This is a genomic window from Paraburkholderia caballeronis (assembly GCF_900104845.1).
Classification (GTDB): Bacteria; Pseudomonadota; Gammaproteobacteria; order Burkholderiales; family Burkholderiaceae; genus Paraburkholderia; species Paraburkholderia caballeronis.
Genome location: NZ_FNSR01000001.1, coordinates 436,855 through 457,950, shown reverse-complemented (window position 1 = coordinate 457,950; position 21,096 = coordinate 436,855). Strand labels below are relative to the sequence as shown.

At 70.7% G+C, this 21,096-nt stretch carries 19 protein-coding genes and 1 riboswitch; of the genes, 8 read left to right on the top strand and 11 right to left on the bottom strand.

What is annotated here, in order from left to right; translation table 11 throughout:
* Window positions 1-232: 232 nt before the first annotated feature.
* The 5 genes from metF to BLV92_RS01950 all read right to left on the bottom strand — a co-directional run bounded on the left by metF (window position 233) and on the right by BLV92_RS01950 (window position 4,693).
* Complete coding sequence (metF, locus tag BLV92_RS01970; RefSeq protein ID WP_090541789.1) at window positions 233-1,063, bottom strand: methylenetetrahydrofolate reductase [NAD(P)H]; 831 nt, start codon at window positions 1,061-1,063, stop codon at window positions 233-235.
* Between the two features lie 16 nt (window positions 1,064-1,079).
* Window positions 1,080-1,433, bottom strand: coding sequence for a phage holin family protein (locus BLV92_RS01965; RefSeq protein ID WP_090541787.1), 354 nt, complete (start codon window positions 1,431-1,433; stop codon window positions 1,080-1,082).
* A gap of 149 nt (window positions 1,434-1,582) precedes the next feature.
* Window positions 1,583-3,004 (bottom strand): adenosylhomocysteinase, encoded by a 1,422-nt coding sequence (ahcY, locus tag BLV92_RS01960; RefSeq protein ID WP_090541785.1) that lies wholly within the window; start codon window positions 3,002-3,004, stop codon window positions 1,583-1,585.
* Window positions 3,005-3,034: 30 nt separating this feature from the next.
* A riboswitch (S-adenosyl-L-homocysteine riboswitch) is annotated at window positions 3,035-3,160 on the bottom strand.
* Window positions 3,161-3,410: 250 nt separating this feature from the next.
* A complete protein-coding gene (locus BLV92_RS01955; protein ID WP_090541783.1) occupies window positions 3,411-4,133 on the bottom strand; it encodes an LrgB family protein in 723 nt (240 codons plus the stop codon).
* 125 nt (window positions 4,134-4,258) lie between these two features.
* Window positions 4,259-4,693 carry a CidA/LrgA family protein gene (locus BLV92_RS01950; RefSeq protein ID WP_090541781.1) on the bottom strand — a complete coding sequence of 145 codons (435 nt, stop codon included), beginning with the start codon at window positions 4,691-4,693 and terminating at the stop codon, window positions 4,259-4,261.
* A 110-nt stretch (window positions 4,694-4,803) separates the two neighbouring features.
* Here BLV92_RS01950 and BLV92_RS01945 point away from each other — a divergent pair, with 110 nt between their 5' ends.
* Window positions 4,804-5,742, top strand: a complete 939-nt coding sequence (locus BLV92_RS01945; RefSeq protein WP_090541779.1) for a LysR family transcriptional regulator — start codon at window positions 4,804-4,806, stop codon at window positions 5,740-5,742.
* Window positions 5,743-5,865: 123 nt separating this feature from the next.
* On the opposite strand, the gene BLV92_RS01940 is transcribed toward BLV92_RS01945, so the two are convergent.
* Window positions 5,866-7,509, bottom strand: coding sequence for a GMC family oxidoreductase (locus tag BLV92_RS01940; RefSeq protein WP_090546756.1), 1,644 nt, complete (start codon window positions 7,507-7,509; stop codon window positions 5,866-5,868).
* Window positions 7,510-7,959: 450 nt separating this feature from the next.
* On the opposite strand from BLV92_RS01940, the gene BLV92_RS01935 reads away from it, so the two are divergent.
* Complete coding sequence (locus BLV92_RS01935) at window positions 7,960-9,648, top strand: isovaleryl-CoA dehydrogenase (protein WP_090541777.1); 1,689 nt, start codon at window positions 7,960-7,962, stop codon at window positions 9,646-9,648.
* Window positions 9,649-9,832: 184 nt separating this feature from the next.
* Window positions 9,833-11,251, top strand: a complete 1,419-nt coding sequence (locus BLV92_RS01930) for a coniferyl aldehyde dehydrogenase (RefSeq protein ID WP_090541775.1) — start codon at window positions 9,833-9,835, stop codon at window positions 11,249-11,251.
* On the opposite strand, the gene BLV92_RS01925 is transcribed toward BLV92_RS01930, so the two are convergent.
* From BLV92_RS01925 to fliE, 5 genes are all read right to left on the bottom strand, one after another.
* Complete coding sequence (locus BLV92_RS01925) at window positions 11,229-11,567, bottom strand: EscU/YscU/HrcU family type III secretion system export apparatus switch protein (RefSeq protein WP_090541773.1); 339 nt, start codon at window positions 11,565-11,567, stop codon at window positions 11,229-11,231. The two genes, BLV92_RS01930 and BLV92_RS01925, sit on opposite strands and share 23 nt — an antisense overlap.
* Entirely contained in the window at window positions 11,564-13,036 is a 1,473-nt protein-coding gene (gene fliK, locus BLV92_RS01920; protein ID WP_090541771.1) for a flagellar hook-length control protein FliK, read from the bottom strand. The genes BLV92_RS01925 and fliK overlap by 4 nt, the downstream gene beginning before the upstream one ends.
* A 74-nt stretch (window positions 13,037-13,110) precedes the next feature.
* Window positions 13,111-13,443: a flagellar protein FliT gene (locus tag BLV92_RS01915; RefSeq protein ID WP_090541769.1), complete on the bottom strand. Its 333-nt coding sequence runs from the start codon at window positions 13,441-13,443 to the stop codon at window positions 13,111-13,113.
* Window positions 13,440-13,886 carry a flagellar export chaperone FliS gene (gene fliS, locus BLV92_RS01910; RefSeq protein WP_090541767.1) on the bottom strand — a complete coding sequence of 149 codons (447 nt, stop codon included), beginning with the start codon at window positions 13,884-13,886 and terminating at the stop codon, window positions 13,440-13,442. The genes BLV92_RS01915 and fliS overlap by 4 nt, the downstream gene beginning before the upstream one ends.
* Window positions 13,887-14,032: 146 nt before the next feature.
* A complete protein-coding gene (gene fliE, locus BLV92_RS01905; protein WP_090541765.1) occupies window positions 14,033-14,368 on the bottom strand; it encodes a flagellar hook-basal body complex protein FliE in 336 nt (111 codons plus the stop codon).
* Between the two features lie 404 nt (window positions 14,369-14,772).
* Between fliE and fliF the strand changes: the two genes are divergently transcribed.
* From fliF to BLV92_RS01880, 5 genes are all read left to right on the top strand, one after another.
* A complete protein-coding gene (gene fliF, locus BLV92_RS01900; protein WP_090541763.1) occupies window positions 14,773-16,542 on the top strand; it encodes a flagellar basal-body MS-ring/collar protein FliF in 1,770 nt (589 codons plus the stop codon).
* A gap of 92 nt (window positions 16,543-16,634) precedes the next feature.
* Window positions 16,635-17,318: a flagellar assembly protein FliH gene (gene fliH, locus BLV92_RS01895; protein WP_090541761.1), complete on the top strand. Its 684-nt coding sequence runs from the start codon at window positions 16,635-16,637 to the stop codon at window positions 17,316-17,318.
* Window positions 17,312-19,084: a flagellar protein export ATPase FliI gene (gene fliI / locus BLV92_RS01890; RefSeq protein WP_090541759.1), complete on the top strand. Its 1,773-nt coding sequence runs from the start codon at window positions 17,312-17,314 to the stop codon at window positions 19,082-19,084. Before fliH ends, fliI begins: the two co-directional genes overlap by 7 nt.
* A complete protein-coding gene (fliJ, locus tag BLV92_RS01885; RefSeq protein ID WP_090541757.1) occupies window positions 19,081-19,530 on the top strand; it encodes a flagellar export protein FliJ in 450 nt (149 codons plus the stop codon). The genes fliI and fliJ overlap by 4 nt, the downstream gene beginning before the upstream one ends.
* Before the next feature lie 25 nt (window positions 19,531-19,555).
* Window positions 19,556-21,070 carry a flagellar hook-length control protein FliK gene (locus BLV92_RS01880; RefSeq protein WP_090541755.1) on the top strand — a complete coding sequence of 505 codons (1,515 nt, stop codon included), beginning with the start codon at window positions 19,556-19,558 and terminating at the stop codon, window positions 21,068-21,070.
* The last annotated feature ends 26 nt before the right edge of the window (window positions 21,071-21,096 follow it).

Here is a 21,096-nt window from a genome sequence, read left to right as displayed (position 1 = left end):
GAAAGCCGTGTGACGCGCGAGACGCGCATGCGGGCGCGGCAAAGCGATCGGGGCGGGCGCGAAAGGAGCGAAAGCGGCGCGGGAACGCGGAAAACCGCCTGAAAACCGAAGGAAAGCAGCAAACGAAAAACGGTCCGCTTCCGCTCCCTACCTCTTTGCATCGGAACGAAAGCGGACCGTCGAGGACCGCTGGAACACCCGCCGCCTCGCCGGCGACGGTGGCGCAACCGCATCAACCGCCGATGCGTTCGCAGATCGCAGCCGTCGCGGCCGCATTGTTCAGCGTGTAGAAGTGCAGCCCCGGCGCGTCGGCGTCCGCCAGCCGGCGGCACAGGTCCGCCACGACGTCGACGCCGAACGCGCGGATCGACTCGCGGTCGTCGCCGTAGCTCTCCAGCCGCTTCGCGATCCAGCGCGGCACTTCCGCGCCGCACATCTCCGAAAAGCGCATCAGCTGCGAGTAGTTCGTGATCGGCATGATGCCCGGCACGATCGGCACGTCGACGCCGAGCTTGCGCGCGTCGTCGACGAAGCGGAAATACGCGTCCGCGTTGAAGAAATACTGCGTGATCGCCGAATCCGCGCCGGCCTTCACCTTGCGCGCGAACGCTTCGAGGTCGTGGCGCGGCGAGCGCGCCTGCGGATGGTATTCCGGATACGCGGCCACTTCGATGTGGAACGCGTCGCCGGTTTCCTCGCGGATGAACGCGACGAGTTCGGACGCGTAGCGCAGTTCGCCGACCTCGCCCATGCCGGACGGCAGGTCGCCGCGCAGCGCGACGATGTGGCGGATGCCGTGCGAGCGGTAGCGCGCGAGGATCGCGCGCAGGCTCTCCTTCGACGAGCCGATGCACGACAGATGCGGCGCCGCTTCGACGCCTTCCTTCGCGATGTCGAGCACCGTGTCGAGCGTGCCCTGCTGCGTCGAACCGCCCGCGCCGAACGTCACCGAGACGAACTTCGGCTTCAGCAACGCGAGCTGCGCACGCGTCGCGCGCAGCTTGTCCATGCCGTCCTGCGTCTTGGGCGGAAAGAATTCGAATGAAAGTTCGATCGGTTTCATGATGCAGATGCCGCCGTCAGACCAGGTTGCGATGACCGAAGATCAGCGCCGACAGCAGCCACGACACGATGCTGTACAGGATCGAGCCGAAGAACGCCGACCAGAACCCGGACACCTCGAAGCCCTTCAGCAGCGACGCGGCGAGCCAGAAACACAGCGCGTTCACGACGAGGATGAAGAGGCCAAGCGTCAGGATCGTCACCGGCAGCGTCAGCAGGATCAGCACCGGGCGCAGCACCGCGTTGATGAGGCCGAGCACGATCGCCACGATCAGCGCGGTGCCGAAGCTGCGGATGTGGATGGACGGCACGAGCCACGTGATGATCAGCAGGGCGAGCGCGTTGATGAGCCAGGTCAGCAGCACGGTCATCGGAAGCTCCTTGTGGTTGGATTGCGTAACGAGGTTGCGCCGCCGAAGCCCGCGCTACGGCAACCGCCGTAGCGGCGGCGCGGCGCTTCGCGAACCGGCGCGCGGCGCGCCGCCTGCACGAACTGCATGCGGCGCGCCGCGCGGTCCGCTTAGTAGCGGTAGTGGTTCGGCTTGAACGGGCCGTTCTTGTCCACGCCGATGTAGCCGGCCTGGTCGTCCGACAGCACGGTCAGGTTCGCGCCGATGCGCGCGAGGTGCAGGCGCGCGACCTTCTCGTCCAGATGCTTCGGCAGCACGTACACCTTGCTCTCGTACTGGTCGCCGCGCGTGAACAGTTCGATCTGCGCGAGCGTCTGGTTCGTGAACGAGTTCGACATCACGAACGACGGGTGGCCGGTCGCGCAGCCGAGGTTCACGAGGCGGCCTTCGGCCAGCAGGATCACGCGCTTGCCGTCCGGGAAGATGATGTGGTCGACCTGCGGCTTGATGTTGTCCCACTGGTACTGGCGGGTCGACGCGACATCGATTTCCGAGTCGAAGTGGCCGATGTTGCAGACGATCGCGTTGTGGCGCATCGCCTTCATGTGGTCATGGCCGATCACGTGGTAGTTGCCGGTCGCCGTGACGAAGATGTCGGCCTTGTCGGCCGCGTATTCCATCGTGACGACGCGGTAGCCTTCCATCGCCGCCTGCAGCGCGCAGATCGGATCGATTTCAGTGACCCACACGGTCGCGCCGAGGCCGCGCAGCGACTGCGCGCAGCCCTTGCCCACGTCGCCGTAACCCGCGACGACCGCGATCTTGCCCGCGATCATCACGTCGGTCGCGCGCTTGATGCCGTCGACGAGCGACTCGCGGCAGCCGTACAGGTTGTCGAACTTCGACTTCGTGACCGAGTCGTTCACGTTGATCGCCGGGAACGGCAGACGGCCTTCCTTCTCCATCTGGTACAGGCGGTGCACGCCGGTCGTCGTTTCCTCGGTGACGCCCTGGATCTGCGCGAGGCGCGTCGAGTACCACGTCGCATCGACGTCGAGGTGCTTCGCGATCGCCTTGTACAGCGCGACTTCTTCCTCGTTCGTCGGCTTCGCGATCACCGAGCGGTCCTTCTCCGCCTTCGAGCCGAGGATCAGCAGCAGCGTTGCGTCGCCGCCGTCGTCGAGGATCATGTTCGCGAATTCGCCGTTCGGCCATTCGAAGATGCGGTGCGTGTATTCCCAGTATTCGTCGAGCGATTCGCCCTTGAACGCGAACACCGGCGTGCCGCCCTGCGCGATCGCGGCGGCGGCGTGGTCCTGGGTCGAGAAGATGTTGCACGACGCCCAGCGGACGTCCGCGCCGAGCGCCTTCAGCGTCTCGATCAGCACGCCGGTCTGAATCGTCATGTGCAGCGAGCCGGCGATGCGCGCGCCTTTCAGCGGCTGCTGCGCCTTGTATTCCTCGCGGATCTGCACGAGACCGGGCATTTCGGTTTCGGCGATGTCGAGTTCCTTGCGGCCCCAGCCGGCAAGCGCCAGATCGGCGACGACGAAATCGTTGGCAACGTTGGAATCCTGGACTGCGGCGTTCATCACGCCCTCCTTTCTAAAAGTGACTAGAAATAGACGTGAGCGCCGTTTCGATGCGGTGGCTCGCGGCGCGGTTGCTTCCCGTGACGCGCGAGTACCGGATTGATCGTCCCGAGCCTGGCAGGCGCTGATGGCCTGTCGCAACGCTCCTCGGAGACGAGGCGTGATTGTAGCAAATCGGGATAACGCGCGGTGCGGCGCTTGGCGGGGTTTCGAGGCGTGATTGATGACGCGGCGGGGAATGCGTGGAAGGGTTCGCCGGATGTCGCGGTGAGCGATAAGCGGCGCTGGCTTCAGTCTGCCGTCGCGACCGCGCAAGACCCTGAAGTTCCAGCCGGGTTCGATCGTCCACCCCCGGCATGAGCGCGCCGCGCCGGCAACCGCGGGCGCGCCGCGCGAACCGCGGTTTTCAGATCGGCAACCCGCCGAGCGCCGGCGCGAGCAGCACCATCACGACGCCCGCGATCATCATCGTCAGGCTCGCGACGACGCCCTCCTCGCTGCCGAGTTCGCGCGCCTTCGCGGTGCCGACGCCGTGCGCGGCCGCGCCGAACAGCGCGCCGCGCGCGAGTCGCGTGCGCAGCGGCACGAGCGCGAGCACCAGTTCGCCGAACAGCATCCCGCAGACGCCGGTCGCGATCACGAACAGCGCGGTCAACTCGCGCGGCGCGTGGATCTTGTCCGACACGGCGAGCGCGAACGGCGTCGACACCGAGCGGGTCATCAGGCTGCGTTGCAGGTCCGGCGACAGGTGCAGCAGTTTCGCGAGCGCGAGCGAGCCGCCGACCGCGACGACGATGCCGACCGTCACGCCGACCGCGAGCGAGATCCAGTGACGCTTCAGCAGGTCGCGATACTCGTGAATCGGCACCGCGAACGCGACGGTCGCCGGCCCGAGCAGCCACATCAGCCAGCGGGTGTCCTGGAAGTAGACCGGATACGGGATATGCAGCGCGAGCACGAGCACCGCGAGCACCGCCGGCACCGCGAGGAGCGGCGTGAGCCATGGCGACCGGTAGCGCGCGTACAGCTTCTTCGACGCGAAATACAGCGCGATGGTCAGCACGAAACAGCCGGCGGCGATCAGGCGCGACGCGTCGTCGGCGAACAGCGTGGCGTAGAACGAACTCATGACGGCGTCATCCGCGACGGAACGGGACTGTGAAATAGGGCCGTGAAGCGCGGCCGTGAAGCGCGGCCGTGAAACACGACTTGAAACGAGCCGGCGAAACGAAACGGCGACGTCGGCCGGAACCGTCAGACCCGCACGCGGCGCAGCGCGAGATGGCGTTCGAGCCGCGCGGCCAGATCGACCGCGACCGCGACGGCGACCATCACCATCAGCGTGCCGCCCGCGACGACGAGCGCGAGCCGCCAGCCGTCCGAGCGGAACAGCCCGCCGTACTGCACCGCCGCAACGGCGGCCGGGATGAAGAACAGCAGCATGTCGGACAGCAGCCAGTCCGCGCCGGCCTTCACCCAGCGCGGCGCGACGCCGCCGCAGAACAGCAGCGCCAGCAGCGCGACGAGACCCACGACGCCGCCCGGAACCGGCAGCCCGAGCGCGCGCACGACGAAATCGGCGGCAAGCCACACGCCGGCGAGCAGCGCCGACTGCGCCGCGATGCGGCCCACGCGCGCGACTCCGCTCAACGGACGCGACACCGGCGACGAACTGGCGGAACGAGTCATGGCAAACCCTGGCTGACGAATAATGAAAACGAGTATAGGGTGCGGTGCAACATAAATATAATGACTTAGAATCATCATTTTTATTCCAATCTGGAATCGGGAGCTGCATCGTGGAATTGCGCGCGCTTCGCTACTTCGTCGAGGTGGTCCGGCAGCAGAGCTTCACCGTCGCGGCCGAGCGGATGTTCGTCACGCAGCCGACGATCAGCAAGATGGTGAAGGCGCTCGAAGACGAGATCGGCTCGCCGCTGCTGCTGCGCGACGGCCGCCAGATGGTGCTGACCGACGCCGGCCGCATCGTCTATCAGCGCGGCCAGGACGTGCTCGCCGCGCAGGCGCAGTTGCAGGCCGAACTGGACGACCTCGGCACGCTCGGCCACGGCCAGTTGACGATCGGCATTCCGCCGATGGGCGGCTCGCTGTTCACGCCGGCGATCGCCGCGTTCCGGCAGCGTTATCCGAAGATCGAGCTGAAGCTGTTCGAGCAGGGTTCGCGCACCATCGAGGCGGCGCTGATCTCCGGCGAACTGGAACTCGGCGGCGTGCTGCAGCCGGTGGACCCCGCGCAGATCGACATGCTGCCGGTCTCGCGCGAACTGCTGTGGCTCGTCGCGCGCAAGGGCTCGCGCTGGGACGGCGCGGCCGACGTGCCGCTCGCGGATCTCGCGGCCGAGCCGTTCGTGTTCTACGGCGAGAGCCTCGCGCTGAACGACGTCGTGATGAACGCGTGCCGCGACGCCGGATTCGCGCCGACGATCGTCGGCCGCAGCGGCCACTGGGACTTCATGGCGGCGCTGGTGCTGGCCGGCGTCGGGATCGCGCTCTTGCCCGCGCCGTACTGCCGGCGGCTCGACGCGGCGCGCTTCACGTGCCTGCCGGTCGGCGCGCCGCCGATCACGTGGGACATGGGGATCGGCTGGCGGCGCAACAGCTATCTGTCGCACGCGGCGCGCGCGTGGCTCGACGTCGCGCGCACGGTGTACGGAAAGCCGGCGGAGAACCTCGACGACTTCATGCTCGCGCAGGTGCTGGGGCCGCAGATGAAGTGACGCGGCGGGGCTGGCGGGCCGGATGAGTCCGGGGGCGCGGCGATGGCCGTCTCGGCCCGCGTGAGCGCCAGCGGATTTCCGGAGCGGCCGGCGGCTCGCGCCAATCGCGGACAGACACGCCGGTCATCCGGCCGCCCCCATCGCCGCCCCCGCGACCTCGGCCTCGCGCCGCGCCCGCCACGCATTCGCGACCAGATCGGCCGCGCGCTCCCCGATCATCACCGTCGGCGCGTTCGTATTGCCGCCGACCGGCAGCGGCATCACCGACGCATCCGCGATCCGCAGCCCCGCGACGCCGCGCACGCGCAACTGCGGATCGACGACCGCCGCGTCGTCCGCGCCCATCCGGCAGGTGCCCATCGGGTGATAGATCGTGTCCGCGCGCCGCACGATCGTGTCGCGCAATTCGGCGTCGGTCTGCGCGGGATGCGTGTAAAGCTCGCGGCCACCGAAGCGCGCGAGCGGCGGCGCGTCGAGAATCCGCCGCGCGATCCGCGCGCCTTCGGCCAGCAGGTCGAGATCGCGCGGGTCGGACAGAAAACGCGGATCGATCAGCGGCGCGGTGCGCGCGTCCGCGCTCGCGAGCGTCACCGTGCCGCGACTCGCCGGACGCAGCACGCACACGTGCAGCGAATAACCGTGTCCCCAGTGCAGCCGCCGGCTGTGATCGTCGACCAGCGCGCAGCAGAAATGCAGTTGCAGGTCCGCCCGGTCGAGGTCCGCGCGGCTCTTCACGAAACCGCCCGCCTCCGCGACGTTGCTGGTCAGCATCCCGCGCCCGTCGCGCAGATAACGCGCGAGCGCCGGCGCCGCCTTCGCGAAGCCGCGCAGCGAATAGCCGATCGGCTCGCTGGAACGGACCTTCCGGTTGAACGTGAAGTCGATGTGATCGGCCAGATGGCGGCCGACGTCCGGCGCCTCGCGCAGCACCGCCACGCCGAGCGCATGCAGTTGCGCGGCCGGGCCGATCCCCGAGCACATCAGCAGTTGCGGCGAGTTGAACGCGCCAGCCGCCAGCACGACTTCGGCGCGCGCGCCGAGCGTGTCGATCTGGCCGCCGCGCGCGACCTGCACGCCGTTCGCGCGGCGGCCGTCGAACGTCACGCGCAGCACGGTCGCGTCCGCGATCAGGTGCAGGTTCGGCCGTTCGCGGCCGTACAGGTACGCGCGCGCGACGCTGCATCGCCGGCCGTCGCGCTGCGTCACCTGATAGAAACCGACACCCTCCTGGCGCGGCCCGTTGAAGTCGTCGTTGAGCGTGAAGCCGGCCTCGACCGCGGCGTCGACGAAGCGCGCGGAAAACGGATTCGGCGAACGCACGTCGCCCACCGACAGCGGGCCGTCCGCGCCGTGCCACGCGCTCGCGCCGCGTGCGTTGCCCTCCGCGCGCAGGAAATACGGCAGCACGTCGCCCCATCCCCAGCCGTCGCAGCCGAGCCGCGCCCAGTCGTCGTAGTCGAGCGGATGGCCGCGCGTGTAGATCATCGCGTTGATCGCGCTCGATCCGCCGAAGCCGCGCCCGCGCGGCTGGTAGCCGCGGCGGCCCGCGAGGCCGGGCTGCGGCGTCGTCTCGTAGCCGTAGTTGTGCCGCGAGCGCCACGGCACCAGCGCGGCGACGCCGGCCGGCATCTCGACCAGCGCGCTGCGCGCGGTGTGCGGCCCCGCTTCGACGAGCGCGACGGTCGCGTCCGGGCAGCGTTCGGCGAGGCGCGCCGCGAGCGATGCGCCGCCCGAGCCGCCTCCCACGATGATGTAGTCGTATTGCATCGTCTCCTCCGGCCGCACGTGCGTCGCCGCCGTGCCGCGTGATCGTCGTTCGTTCGCGGTATGCTGACCGCGGCTCATTGTAGAAAGCGCCGCGCCGCAACCGGCGGCCGCCGGCCAGGACGATTCCTCTAAGGTCCTCGCACCGCGCGCCGCCGATGCGCCCCTATCATGGGGGACGCTGCGTGGCCGAGCCGCGGTGCGATGAGATGCCGCCCCGCCGACCGAAGCGGCGACGCCGCGAATCGGGCGGCAGCGGCGAACCGCGCCAACGCGGCGGATCGTCGGCAAGCAATCAGTGGACGAGCCGCCGCTGCGCGACGGACCCGACCTGCACACGGACCAGCGCGGACGAACCCAAGCCGAACCCGCGACGAACGAGCCGGAAGCCCATCGCGAACGCCGCGAACGCCGCAAAAAGCGGCCGCGCGCCCCGGCCCAAGGAGACGACAGATGCAACCGCATCGCCCCGGCACCACCCATGAGGTCACGAACCAGGTCCCGCCGCTCGCGGACTACAACCTGTTCGCGTCGGACGCGGCGCTCGTCGCGGCGGTCGGGCGCGCGGGCGCCGGCTGGCATCGCGAAGCGCTCGCGCGCGACGGCGCCGCGCTGACGACGCCCGACACGCTCGCGCTCGCGGACCTCGCGAACCGCCACGCGCCGGAACTCTTCACGCACAGCCCGCGCGGCGAGCGGATCGACGCGCTCGAATTCCATCCGGCGTGGCATCGGCTGCTCGCGCTGCTGCGCGCGCAGGGGCTGCACGCGCTGCCGTTCTCCGACCCGCGCGACGGCGCGATGGCCGCGCGCTGCGCCGGCTACTTCCTGCACGCGCAACTGGAATCCGGCTCGCTGTGCCCGACGACGATGACGTTCGCGAGCATCCCGGTGCTGCAACGCGAGCCCGCGCTGTTCGCCACGCTGCGCGAGCGGCTCTATTCGCGCGACCACGATCCGCGCGACCTGCCGTATCCGCAGAAGACGTCGATGATGATCGGCATGGGGATGACCGAGAAGCAAGGCGGCTCCGACGTGCGCAGCAACCGCACCGACGCGCAGCCGCTCGACGCGGGCGCCGGCCGCGGCGCCGCGTACCGGCTGACCGGCCACAAGTGGTTCTTCTCCGCGCCGCAGTGCGACGCGCATCTGGTGCTCGCGCGCACCGGCGACCACGACGGACTGTCGTGTTTCTTCGTGCCGCGCTTCGCGCCGGACGGCGCGAAGAACGCGATCCACGTGCAGCGGCTGAAGGACAAGCTCGGCAACCGCTCGAACGCGAGCAGCGAGGTCGAGTTCTTCGACGCGTACGGCGTGATGATCGGCGACGAAGGGCGCGGCGTGCCGACGATCATCGAGATGGCGAACCACACGCGGCTCGACTGCGTGATCGGCAGCGCCGCGCTGATGCGCGCGGCGCTCGTGCAGGCGATCCATCATGCGCGGCACCGCAGCGCGTTCGGCCGTCCGCTGATCGCGCAGCCGCTGATGCAGAACGTGCTTGCGGATCTCGCGCTCGAATCCGAAGCGGCGACCGTGCTGTTCATGCAGCTCGCGCGCGCGTTCGAGGAGAGCCATGCGAACGCGCCGGAAGCGCGCGCGTGGCGGCGCATCGTGACGCCGGCCGCGAAGTTCTGGGTTTGCAAGCGCGCGCTTGCGTTCGCCGGCGAGGCGATGGAGGTGTGGGGCGGCAACGGCTACGTCGAGGAGGGGCCGATGGCGCGCTTCTATCGCGAGGCGCCGGTGAATTCGATCTGGGAAGGCTCGGGCAACGTGATGTGTCTCGACGTGCTGCGCGCCCTGGAGCGCGAGGCGGATGCCGCGCAGGCGCTGTTCCTCGCGTGGCGGCGCGACGCGAGCGGGCATCCGGCGTTGGCGGCGGCGCTCGACCGGCTGTCCGCGACGCTGAACGGCGCGCCGGGCACCCGCGAGGCGTCCGCGCGGCGCATCGCGCAACAGATCGCGCTGATCGCGCAGGCGGTGCTGCTCGTGCACGACGGTCCCGCCGACGTCGCCGATGCGTTCGTCGCGACGCGGCTCGGCGCGGCTGGCGACTGTGGCGGCGATTGCGGCCGCGTCGCGGGCGCGCTGCCTTCGACGTTCGACCACGCGGCGATCGTCGAACGCGCGTTCCCCGCATGACGCCCGCGCCGATTGCCGCAACCCGCACGCAGGCAGCAAGGAATGTCAGCCCCACGAAGCGGAAAGCCCCGGCGCACCCAGCCCTCGATGTTCGACCGCGCGACGATCACCGACAGCGCGTTCGTCGCATGACGCCCGCGCCGGCCACCGCAACCCACGCGCCACGAACACGGAAGCACCCACCATGAAGCAGGAAGCCCCCGCCGCGCCGTCCGGCACACTGGACGCGCTGCTCGCCGCACAACGCGACGCCTGCCAGCGCGAGCCCTACCCGCCGTGGGAAACGCGCGCGCGCCACCTCCGCACGTTGAACGAACTGCTGCTCGAAAACCGCGACGCGCTCGCCAACGCGATAAACACGGACTTCGGCCAGCGCGCGAAAGCCGAGGTGATGCTCGCGGAATTCGTGCTGCTGAAGCAGGAGATCGACGCCGCGCTCGCGCACGGCCGCCGCTGGATGAAGCCGCAGCGCCGCCGCACCGGCAAGTGGCTGCGGCCAGCGCGCGCGAAGGTCGTGCCGCAGCCGCTCGGCGTCGTCGGGATCGTGTCGCCGTGGAACTATCCGCTGCTGCTCGCGGCCGGCCCGCTCGTCGGCGCGCTCGCGGCCGGCAACCGCGCGATGCTCAAGGTGTCCGAACTGACGCCGCGCACGTCCGCGCTGCTCGAAGCCCTGATCGGCGGCGCGTTCGCGCGCGATCACGTCGCGGTCGTCAACGGCGACGCGTCGGTCGGCGCGGCGTTCGCCGCGCTGCCGTTCGATCACCTGCTGTTCACCGGCTCGACGCGCGTCGGCCGCGACGTGATGCTGGCGGCCGCCGCGAACCTGACGCCGGTCACGCTAGAACTCGGCGGCAAGTCGCCGGCGATCGTCGGCGGGCGCGCGCGTTTCGACTACGCCGTGGACAGCCTGATCGCCGGCAAAACGCTGAACGCCGGACAGACCTGCATCGCGCCCGACTACGTGCTGCTGCCGCGCGGCAGCGAGAACGCGTTCATCGCCCGCGCGCGCCGGCGCGTCGCGCAGTTGTATCCGGACTTCGCGCATAACCGCGACTACACGTCGATCGTGTCCGAGCGCCACTACGCGCGGCTGGTGCGGCTCGCGGACGAGGCGCGCGACGCGGGCGCGCAGCTGCATCCGCTCGCGGACAGCGACGCGGCCGCGCGCCGCTTCGCGCCGACGCTCGTGACGAACGCGCCCGCGCACGTCGCGCTGATGCAGGAGGAAATTTTCGGGCCGCTGTTACCGCTCGTGCCGTACGACACGCTCGACGACGCGCTGCGCTACGTAAACGCGCGCCCGCGTCCGCTGGCGCTGTACCTGTACGCGGACGATTCCGCGACGGTGGAGCGCGTGACGCGCGAGACGGTCGCCGGCGGGATGGCGATCAACGAAACGCTGATGCACGTCGCATGCGAGGGGCTGCCGTTCGGCGGCGTCGGCGCGAGCGGGATGGGCGCGTACCACGGCTACGACGGCTTCGTCACGTTCTCGCAGATGAAGCCGGTGTTCGTCCAGTCGCGCTTCAATGCGCGCAACCTGGTCGCGCCGCCGTACGGCCGGCTGTTCGATGCGCTCGTCAGCGCGATGATGAAGTTTTGACCGGCGGCCTCGGGGGCGGCGGCGCCTGGGGCGCGTCGCCGTCGGGACCGGCCGTCTCCAGCCGGTGCAGCCACGCGAGCAGTTCCGCGACCGCCTGATAAAGACGCGGCGGAATCCGCGAGTCGAGATCGACCTGCATCAGCATCGACACCATCTCCGGCGCCTCGTGCACGTACAGGCCGGCTTCCTTCGCGCGCTGCACGATCATGTCCGCGACGAGCCCGTAACCCTTCGCGACGACGCGCGGCGCGGTATCGCCAGCCGGCGTGTCGTACACGAGCGCGGCGGCGCTCCGGCGCGACGGCGATCCGCTCATCGGCGCTCCCAGTCGAATGCGTCGGCGGCGATCGGCGAGATCGGCGCGGGCGGCGCTTCCGGCTCCGGCGCGGAGGCCGCCTGCGCATACGCGTGCGCGGCGCGCGCCGCGTCCGCCGTCGAGCCGCCGTGCGTCGCGCCGCCGACCTCGCGGATCGACAGGCCGCCCAGTTCGATGCCGGCCGCCGCCATCCGGCTGCGCAGCGCGTCGCCGTGCGCGGAGAGCCGCGCGGCGCCGTCGGAGTTCGCCTGCACGCGCACCGAGAGCGTCGCGCCGACGAGCGTCAGGTCCGCATCGACGATGCCGAGCGACGGCAGCGACAGCGTGAGCCGCGTGCGCCACGGCATGTCGTCGGGATCGATCGCGCCGCGGCTGCGGCGCGGGTCGTCGCCTTCCTGGCGGATCGACCAGTCGAGCCGCACGCCGGGCCACGCCTCGCCGGTCCAGCGGAATTCGCCGGTCGCGAGCAGGTCGAGCTGCTGGCGCAGCAGCGGAATCACCGCCGGATGCACGGCCACCGCCTGCCCCTGCGGGTTCGCGGACGGCAGCACCGCGTCGCCGGTTGCGCCGCCGAGCGCGGAGCGCGGCACCAGCGCATGCTGCACCGGGCCGTCGAGCAGACTGTCGTCGAACTGCGCCGCCTGCATCGCGCTGGCCATCCGGTCCGGCACGCCGCGCGTCGGGTCCGCGTGCGGGCCGCCGGGCTGCGCCGGCAGGTCGGCCGCGTGCGGATCGGACCACAGCACGTCGTCGGCCGCACCGGCGTTGGTGCTCCAGTCGGGCGGCAGTTGCGCGGCGGCGGCCGCGATCAGGCGGTTCTGCGGCTCGGCCGCGAGTTCCGCCGGCGAACGCTGGCCCGCGAGCCACTGCGCGATATGGGATTCGTAGAAAAGACCGCTGCTGGACACCGTCCGTTGCAGCGCGGCGGCAAGCGCCGCCACCGGGCCGCCGTTGTGCGCGGCCGCGGCCTGCGCGGCGGTCGTCTGGGTCGCGGCATTGCCACCCGCCGCACCGTTCGCGCCGCCGGCTCCGTTCGCGCCGGCCCCCGCACCGTGCGCGGCTTCGCCGCCAGCGGCGGCGTCCGCATCGGCGGCGAGCAGCGCGCCGGGATTCGTCGCGGACAGCGCGTCGGCCATCGCGTCGAGCACGTTGGCCACCGCCTGCGCGGCGGCCTGCACCGCGTCCGTTTCGGGATTCGCCCACACCGGCGCGGTGCCGACCACGGCCGACGTCGCGTCGCCGCCGGAGCGCACGATCGCATCGAGTGCGAGCGCAACGGCCGACAGCACCGTCTGCGTGGACGGCTGCGGCGCGCCGGGATACTGCGCGTCCGGCAGTTGCGCGGCGCCGCCCGCGAGCGCGGACACGCCCGCCTGCATCGGCCCCGCGCTGCCATGCGCGCCGACCGGCAGCAACGCATCCAGCCGGCTCGCCAGCAGCGCGGCGGCGCTCGTGTCGATTCCGTTCATGCGCTCCCCGAATCCGCCTCGCCGTCAGCCGGTGACGCGTCGTCCGTTGCTCTTGTCGATGTGAAAAGGCGCGCTCAACGCGCGCCGTACAGTTGCTGCAATACCCGCGCCGACTGCGACGAGCCGGAGAACAGCGCGGACAGCCGCGCCATCCGCGGGCTCGCAAGATCGCGAATCGCCGCGTCGTCCGCGAGGATCCGGCGGATCAGGTCGTATTTGCGCGCCCGTTCCGCCGCGGAAAGCCGGATGCCGACTTCCGCTTCCTTCAGCCCGTCCACGAGCTGGCGATATTCTTCTTCGAGTCCGATCAGATCGGCCCAAAGCGATTTGCGCGCCGCGGACAGCATGCGTCCGGAAATCGCCACGATCGCCTCGTAGCGAGCGAAATACTCCGCAGTCGGGTTCATCTCGTCGCCAACCCGCCCGCCGGAGCACCCGGTTGCTGCGCTGCCTGCTCGACCGTCGGACCGATGCCGAGCCACGCTTCTTCGAGCGTTGCAAGCAGGCCGTCCACTTCGATCAACATCGGCTCGCTCTGTTGAATGTTGGCTTCCAGCAGGCGTCGCGCCATGTAGTCGTACAGGGAATTCAGGCGCGCGGCGATCTCGCCGCCGACTTCCAGGTTCAGCGACTGCTGGAGGCCGCTCTGGATGATCCGGATCGCCTTGCCGATCGCCTCGCCGCGCCCGGCGACGTTGCCGCCCTGCTGATGCATCCGCGCGCGCGCCACTGCGGTGCGCGCGCCCTGGTACAGCATCGCGATCAGCCGATGCGGACTCGCGCTCATCACCCCAGTTTCCACGCCCACGCGGGCATACGCGTTGGCTCCAGAGTGTGCAGGGGAAAACATCGGCGCTCCTCCTCGATACGGGCGTCTGTTGTTACACGTGTGCACCGCATCTGTCGATGCCGGCGACGCACGCATGGCGTATCCTGGTTATCGGAATTGTCGGAAGAAGCTTTAGCGTGCCGGAGCGAAACGTCTTACGAGAAACGTCAAACCGCCGTCTGCATCAGGTCCGTGTACGCGGACACCAGCTTGTTGCGAACCTGGAGGCCGAACTGGAAGCCGATGTTGGCCTTCTGCATGTCGACCATCACGTCGTTCAGCGAAACGTTCGACGCGCCCAGTTCGAACGCCTGCGATTCGTTGACCGCGCTTTTCTGGTCGTCGCTGATCTTGTCGATCGACGCCTTGAGCGCCGCCGCGAATCCGCCGGCCGTCGCCGCGCCGGACGTCTCGCTGGCCTCGGCCGCGCTGCCGGCCGCCTGCGCCGACATTGCCTGCATCTGCGCCAGGGCGGAAGCGAGCGGGGATACTGGGATCGTCATGATTGCTCCACGAGGGGAAAAAAGGTCCCGGACGACTCGCTGCGGCCGGCCATACGCCGTCCGCCCGGACAGTACGCCGAGAGTGGATGCAGGATAGCAGCGGCCCCTGCGCGGGAGCGCCCAAAGTAGGGGGAAAACCCGGCTCTATTCGGACAATCGGGTTGCATGGCGGTCCGGATAATCGCTGGCGTGAAAGTCTCTGCCGTTCACGCGCCGCGCCGGCCCCGAAGCCGCGCGAGCCGCGCCGACGCAAGCAGCGCCCGAACCCGGCAGCCGCCCGCGCGCCGCGCTTTTCGCCCCCGCCATGACGGTGCGGCGAACGATGCGCGGGCAAGGACGCCGCCGAAGGCGCGCCGCGCGGTCCGGCGGCAGGGTCAGCAAGGCCTCCCGGAGAAACCCGACGCATGGATTCGTCTGCCAATTCTTTGATTACCCCCGACGCACGCGCGGGGCTGCCCGCCGGCGCCAACGCCGCGGGCGCCGCCTCGCCCGGCGCGGCGGAGGATTTCGACGGCAGCGGCGGTTTCGCTCAACGGTTCGGCTCGCTGCCGGCGCTGCGCCAGATGCGCGGCAACCCGCGCGCGCCGCTGATCATCGCGGTCGCAGCGCTGATCGCGGTGATCGCCGGCCTCGTGCTGTGGTCGCGCGCGCCCGACTACAAGGTGCTGTACAGCAATCTGTCCGACCGCGACGGCGGCGCGATCATCACCGCGCTGCAGGCGGCGAACGTGCCGTACCGGCTGTCCGACGGCGGCGGCGCGATCCTCGTGCCGTCCGAGGAAGTGAACGAAATGCGGCTGCGGCTCGCGTCGCAGGGCCTGCCGAAGAACGGCTCGGTCGGCTTCGAGCTGATGGACAACCAGAAATTCGGCATCAGCCAGTTCGCCGAGCAGATCAACTACCAGCGCGCGCTCGAAGGCGAGCTTCAGCAGACGATCGAATCGATCGGCACCGTGCGGTCCGCGCGCGTGCACCTCGCGATTCCGAAGCCGTCCGTGTTCGTGCGCGAGCGCGAAGCGCCGTCCGCGTCGGTGATGGTGAACCTGTACCCGGGCCGCGCGCTCGACGAGGGCCAGGTTTCGGCGATCACGCACATGGTCTCGTCGGCGGTGCCGGACCTGCCGGTGCGCAACGTGACGATCGTCGACCAGGACGGCAACCTGCTCACGCAGTCGTCGACCGGCGCCGGCCTCGACGCGTCGCAGCTCAAGTACGTGCGCCAGATCGAGCACGACACCCAGGCGCGGATCGACTCGATCCTGGCGCCGCTGTTCGGCGGCGGCAACGCGCGCTCGCAGGTCAGCGCCGACGTGGATTTCTCGAAGCTCGAACAGACCGCCGAAAGCTACGGCCCGAACGGCAATCCGCAGCAGGCGGCGATCCGCAGCCAGCAGTCGAGCACGGCGACGGAACTGTCGCAGGGCGGCGCGTCGGGCGTGCCGGGCGCGCTGTCGAACCAGCCGCCGCAGCCCGCGTCGGCTCCGGTGGTCGCCGGCAACGGCGCGCCGGGCCAGCCGGGCGGAACGCCGGTCAGCGACCGCCGCGATTCGACGACCAACTACGAACTCGACAAGACGGTCCGCCACTACCAGCAGTCGCCGGGCGACATCAAGCGCCTGTCGGTCGCGGTCGTCGTCAACTATCAGCCGCAGGTCGACGCGAAGGGCCACGCAACGATGAAGCCGCTCACCGCCGACAAGCTCGCGCAGGTGGAGCAGCTGGTGAAGGACGCGATGGGCTACGACGCGAAGCGCGGCGACTCGGTGAACGTGGTGAACGCCGCGTTCATGACGGAAGTCGATCCGAACGCAAACCTGCCGTGGTGGCGCCAGCCGGACATCGTCGCGCTCGCGAAGCAGGTCGCGACGTGGGTCGGCATCGGAGCGGTCGCGCTGTTCCTGTATTTCGTGATGGTGAAGCCGGCGATCCGCCGCGCGTTCCCGCCGCCGGAGCCGGTCGTCGAGGCGGTGCAGGGTCCGGACGAGCCGCTGCTGCTCGACGGGCTGCCGACCGCCGCCGACAGGGCCGCGAACGCCGACGACGAGGCGCTGCTCGCGCTCGAAAACGAGAAGATGCGCTATCAGCGCAATCTCGACTACATCCGCCAGCTCGCGCACCAGGATCCGAAGATCATCGCGACGGTCGTGAAGACGTGGGTGAACGATGACCGCTGACGACGCCCTGACGCCGCCGCAACCGGCCCGCCGTCGCGGGGCCGCGGCGCGCGCGTCTGGCCGGAAGTACGACCCGAAGCACTACCGGGAGCATGCCGATGAGTGACGAGACCACCACGCGCGAAGCCATGTCGGCGTACCAGCGTTGGGAGATGGCGTCGTTCGATCCGGCGCCGCCGCCGCCGCCGCCGCCCAGTCCGGACGAGGAAGCCGCGTTCGCGGCGGAGCTTCAGCGGCTGCGCGACAGCGCGCATTCGGAAGGGCTCGCGTCGGGCCACGTCGCCGGCCAGGCGCTCGGTTATCAGGCGGGTTACGAACAGGGTCACAAGCAGGGTTTCGAGCACGGCGTCGCGGTTGCGCACGCGCAGGCGATGCAGCTCGCGGCGCTCGCGGAGCGCTTCTCGACCGCGCTGACGAGCGCGCACGCCGGCGTCGCCGACTCGCTGGTCGAACTGGCGCTCGACATCGCGCACCAGGTCGTGCGCCAGCACGTGCAGCACGACCCCACCGCGCTGCTCGCCGCCGCGCGCGAGGTGCTCGCGGCGGAACCGGCGCTGACCGGCTCGCCGCAGCTCGTCGTGAGCCCGGCGGACGTGCCGGTCGTCGAGGCGTATCTGCTCGAAGAATTGCAGGCGCGCGGCTGGTCGGTGCTCGCCGATCCGTCGATCGAGCGCGGCGGCTGCCGCGCGCAGGCCGCGACCGGCGAAGTGGACGCCCGCATCGGCACGCGCTGGGAGCGCGTGACCGCCGCGCTGGGCAAGAGCCGGCCATGGTGACGCACGCGCATCCGGGCGGTCCGATCCATACGCGCGGCCTGACGCCGCTCGAACAGGAGCTGGCGCTCGCGTCGCTCGGACCGGCCGCGCAGGACCCGGACGAAGTGGCCGCGCTGCTGGTCGACGACGCGCCGGACGACGAAACCGACGCCGCGCCGGCCACAGCCACGGCCGAGCGCGCGGACACGGCCCGCGACGACGCGGACGACGCTCACGCGGAATCCGCCGCCCCAGCCGCCGCCGACGCCGGGAAAGAAGCCTCCCCCGCCGCAACCGCCACAGACACCCCCGCCGCCGACGAAGCGCCCGCCGAAGCCCCCCCGCCCGAAGCCGCCAGCCCCGCCGCGCCGGCCGAGCCGCCGCCGCCCGAGTTCGACCCGGCCAATCCGCATCTGATCGGGTGGAAAACGCACTTCGACGGCGTGCGCGCGAAAAACGCCCGCGCGCTGCCGCTGCGCGCGTGCGGACGCCTGACGCGCGCGGCCGGCCTCGTGCTCGAAGCGGTCGGCCTGCGGCTCGCGGTCGGCTCCGAAGTGATGATCGAACTGCCGCCCGGCAGCACGCTGCCGATGGCCGAGGCGGAAGTCGTCGGTTTCGCCGCCGACCGCCTGTTCCTGATGCCGACCACCGAAGTGTCGGGCCTGCTGCCCGGCGCACGCGTGTATCCGCTCGAAACGGTGCCGATCGCGGACCCGATGGCCGGCGCGAAGCGCCTGCCGGTCGGCTGGGAACTGCTCGGCCGCGTGCTCGACGCATCCGGCCGACCGCTCGACGGCCTCGGCCCGCTGACCGCAAGCGCCGACGCGCCGCTCACCGCGACGACGATCAACCCGCTGAACCGCGAGCCGATCCATCAGGTGCTCGACGTCGGCGTGCGCGCGATCAACGCGTTGCTGACCGTCGGCCGCGGCCAGCGGATGGGCCTGTTCGCGGGCTCCGGCGTCGGCAAGTCGGTGCTGCTCGGCACGATGGCGCGCGCGACCAGCGCCGAGGTGATCGTGATCGGGCTGATCGGCGAGCGCGGCCGCGAAGTGAAGGAATTCATCGAACAGATCCTCGGCGAGGACGGGCTCGCGCGCTCGGTCGTCGTCGCCGCGCCGGCCGACGTGTCGCCGCTGTTGCGGATGCAGGGCGCGGCGTATGCGACGACGCTCGCCGAATATTTCCGCGACCAGGGCAAGCACGTGCTGCTGCTGATGGACTCGCTGACGCGTTATGCGATGGCGCAGCGCGAGATCGCGCTCGCGATCGGCGAGCCGCCGGCGACGAAAGGCTACCCGCCTTCGGTGTTCGCGCGGCTGCCGGCGCTCGTCGAGCGCACCGGCAACGGCCCGGCCGGCGGCGGTTCGATTACGGCGTTCTATACTGTGCTGACCGAGGGCGACGACCAGCAGGATCCGATCGCCGACGCGGCGCGCGCGATCCTCGACGGCCACATCGTGCTGTCGCGCGCGCTCGCGGAGAGCGGCCACTACCCGGCGATCGACATCGAAGCGTCGATCAGCCGCGCGATGACCTCGCTGATCGACGACGCGCACCTCGACCGCACCCGGCAGTTCAAGCAGATGCTGTCGCGCTACCAGCGCAACCGCGACCTGATCAACGTCGGCGCATACGCGAGCGGCCGCGACGCGCTGCTCGACCGCGCGATCGCGCTGTACCCGCGCATCGAGGCGTTCCTGCAGCAGGGCTTCCGCGAAAGCGCGAGCTACGAGTCGAGCGTGGCGATGCTCGGCGATCTCATCGGGCCAGGAGCCAGATCATGACGAAAGAGTCACCGCTGAAGACCCTGATCGGTCTCGCGCAGGACGACGTCGACACGGCCGCGCAGCGGCTGGGGCGTCTGCAGCGCGAACGCGGCGAGGCCGAAGCGCAGTTGCAGGCGCTCATCACGTACCGCGACGAATACCATGCGCGCTTCACCGAGTCGGCGCGCGCAGGGATGGCGGCCGGCAGCGTGCGCAATTTCCAGGCGTTCATCGACACGCTCGACGCCGCGATCGGGCAGCAGCAGCGGATGCTCGAACAGGCCGACGCGCGGCTCGAAGCGGCGAAGCCCGAGTGGCGTCGCCAGAAACAGAAACTCGGTTCGTACGAAGTGCTGCAGGCGCGCAGCGAGGCCACCGAGGCGCGCAAGTCCGCGCGCCGCGAGCAGCGCGACGCCGACGAGCACGCCGCGCGCGTGCTCCGCATGCGCGCGTCGAACCCCTGATCACCGCTCTTCACGGAGAAACGGTATGTCGCTCCTTTCCGGCATCAATTCCCTCCTCGGCGGCGCCGCGGACGCCGCGGGCCTGACCGGCGGCGCGGCGACAGCCGCCGCGCTCGGCGCGCAGTCGTTCGCGCAAACCCTTCAGCAGAGCCTCGACGCGCAGACGCCGCAGCCGACCCAGACGCCGGCGCCGTCGAGCCCGCCGCCGCAGTCGTCGTCCGCGTCGTCCTCCGGATCGTCGGGCGGCGGCGCGCCGGCGCAGCATGCGGGCAGCCCGGCGTCGGGATCGTCGTCGGGCGCGCAGCATCCGGCGAGCGGCTCGAACCAGGCGTCGTCGGGCAGCGATTCGTCGTCGGGGTCGTCGGGCAGCGCGAGCGACAGCAGCGGCACGAAGCAGACCTCGAACGATCACCACCACCACGGCCACGGCGACGGCGGGAAAGTCGACGCGAAGCAGGCCGAAGCAGCCGGCGCACAGGCCGCCGCCGCGGCGGTGCAGGCGCAGCAGGCGGCCGCGCAGGCCGCGGCCAACGCCGGCACCCAGACCGACGCGGACGCGACTTCGACCGCCGCGCTCGCGCAGGCCGCGAACGGCGCGGCCGGCGATGCGGCGTCCGGCGATCCGAAGTCGGTGCGCGACGCATTGCAGGCCGCGCTCGCGTCGCTGCAGAACGGCCAGGGCGGCGTCGGGCTGTCCGGCGCGCGCACCGGCGGCGCCGCGCCGGGCAACGCGGCGTCGGCCGCGACCAGCGGCTTCGCAACCCACCTCGCCGCGCGCAACCAGGCGAAGGGCGCGGACACGAAGGACCTCACGTCGATGACCGACGGCCGCCACGCGACCGACGCCGATGCGGGCAAGACCGCCGACACGCACGCGGCCACGACGACGAACCCGGTCGCCGACACCGGCAAGTCGGCGGCCGACGCGCTCGCCGCCGCGACGCAGCCGGCCACCGCGACGCAGAACGTCAGCGGCGCAACGGCGGACGCGACGCTCGCGGCCGCCGAAGCCGCCGCGGCAGCCGCCGCGCAGGCCCAGGCGACGCAGACGCCGACTGCGGCCGCCGTCGCGAACGCGAGCAACCCGGCGCTCGCGTCGCATGTCGGCACGCCGGACTGGGAGGACGAACTCGGCCAGAAGGTCGTGTTCCTGTCGAACGCGCATCAGCAGACCGCCGAACTGACGCTGAACCCGAAGGATCTCGGCCCGTTGCAGGTCGTGTTGCAGGTGTCGGACAACCATGCGCACGCGCTCTTCGTATCGCAGCATCAGCAGGTGCGCGAGGCGGTCGAAGCCGCGCTGCCGAAGCTGCGCGAGGCGATGGAAGCGGGCGGCATCGGGCTCGGCAGCGCGAGCGTCAGCGACGGCTTCGCGCGGCAGACGAACCAGCAGGCGCAGCAGGACAGCCGGGGTTACGGGTCGGGCCGCTCGGGCTCGTCGTCCGGCGATGCGGATGGCGCGTCCGGCGACGGCGTCGATGCGACGACGCTCGCGACGCCGACGCGCCGCACGGTCGGCCTCGTCGATACGTTCGCTTAAGCATTCGGCGCGGGACGCCGCATGGC

What these genes read in the sequence shown, in the direction of transcription:
- metF (WP_090541789.1), bottom strand. Translation starts at nt 1,063, where the DNA reads ATGAAACCGATCGAACTTTCATTCGAATTCTTTCCGCCCAAGACGCAG.
- BLV92_RS01965 (WP_090541787.1), bottom strand. Translation starts at nt 1,433, where the DNA reads ATGACCGTGCTGCTGACCTGGCTCATCAACGCGCTCGCCCTGCTGATC.
- ahcY (WP_090541785.1), bottom strand. Translation starts at nt 3,004, where the DNA reads ATGAACGCCGCAGTCCAGGATTCCAACGTTGCCAACGATTTCGTCGTC.
- BLV92_RS01955 (WP_090541783.1), bottom strand. Translation starts at nt 4,133, where the DNA reads ATGAGTTCGTTCTACGCCACGCTGTTCGCCGACGACGCGTCGCGCCTG.
- BLV92_RS01950 (WP_090541781.1), bottom strand. Translation starts at nt 4,693, where the DNA reads ATGACTCGTTCCGCCAGTTCGTCGCCGGTGTCGCGTCCGTTGAGCGGA.
- BLV92_RS01940 (WP_090546756.1), bottom strand. Translation starts at nt 7,509, where the DNA reads ATGCAATACGACTACATCATCGTGGGAGGCGGCTCGGGCGGCGCATCG.
- BLV92_RS01935 (WP_090541777.1), top strand. Translation starts at nt 7,960, where the DNA reads ATGCAACCGCATCGCCCCGGCACCACCCATGAGGTCACGAACCAGGTC.
- BLV92_RS01930 (WP_090541775.1), top strand. Translation starts at nt 9,833, where the DNA reads ATGAAGCAGGAAGCCCCCGCCGCGCCGTCCGGCACACTGGACGCGCTG.
- BLV92_RS01925 (WP_090541773.1), bottom strand. Translation starts at nt 11,567, where the DNA reads ATGAGCGGATCGCCGTCGCGCCGGAGCGCCGCCGCGCTCGTGTACGAC.
- fliK (WP_090541771.1), bottom strand. Translation starts at nt 13,036, where the DNA reads ATGAACGGAATCGACACGAGCGCCGCCGCGCTGCTGGCGAGCCGGCTG.
- BLV92_RS01915 (WP_090541769.1), bottom strand. Translation starts at nt 13,443, where the DNA reads ATGAACCCGACTGCGGAGTATTTCGCTCGCTACGAGGCGATCGTGGCG.
- fliS (WP_090541767.1), bottom strand. Translation starts at nt 13,886, where the DNA reads ATGTTTTCCCCTGCACACTCTGGAGCCAACGCGTATGCCCGCGTGGGC.
- fliE (WP_090541765.1), bottom strand. Translation starts at nt 14,368, where the DNA reads ATGACGATCCCAGTATCCCCGCTCGCTTCCGCCCTGGCGCAGATGCAG.
- fliF (WP_090541763.1), top strand. Translation starts at nt 14,773, where the DNA reads ATGGATTCGTCTGCCAATTCTTTGATTACCCCCGACGCACGCGCGGGG.
- fliH (WP_090541761.1), top strand. Translation starts at nt 16,635, where the DNA reads ATGCCGATGAGTGACGAGACCACCACGCGCGAAGCCATGTCGGCGTAC.
- fliI (WP_090541759.1), top strand. Translation starts at nt 17,312, where the DNA reads ATGGTGACGCACGCGCATCCGGGCGGTCCGATCCATACGCGCGGCCTG.
- fliJ (WP_090541757.1), top strand. Translation starts at nt 19,081, where the DNA reads ATGACGAAAGAGTCACCGCTGAAGACCCTGATCGGTCTCGCGCAGGAC.
- BLV92_RS01880 (WP_090541755.1), top strand. Translation starts at nt 19,556, where the DNA reads ATGTCGCTCCTTTCCGGCATCAATTCCCTCCTCGGCGGCGCCGCGGAC.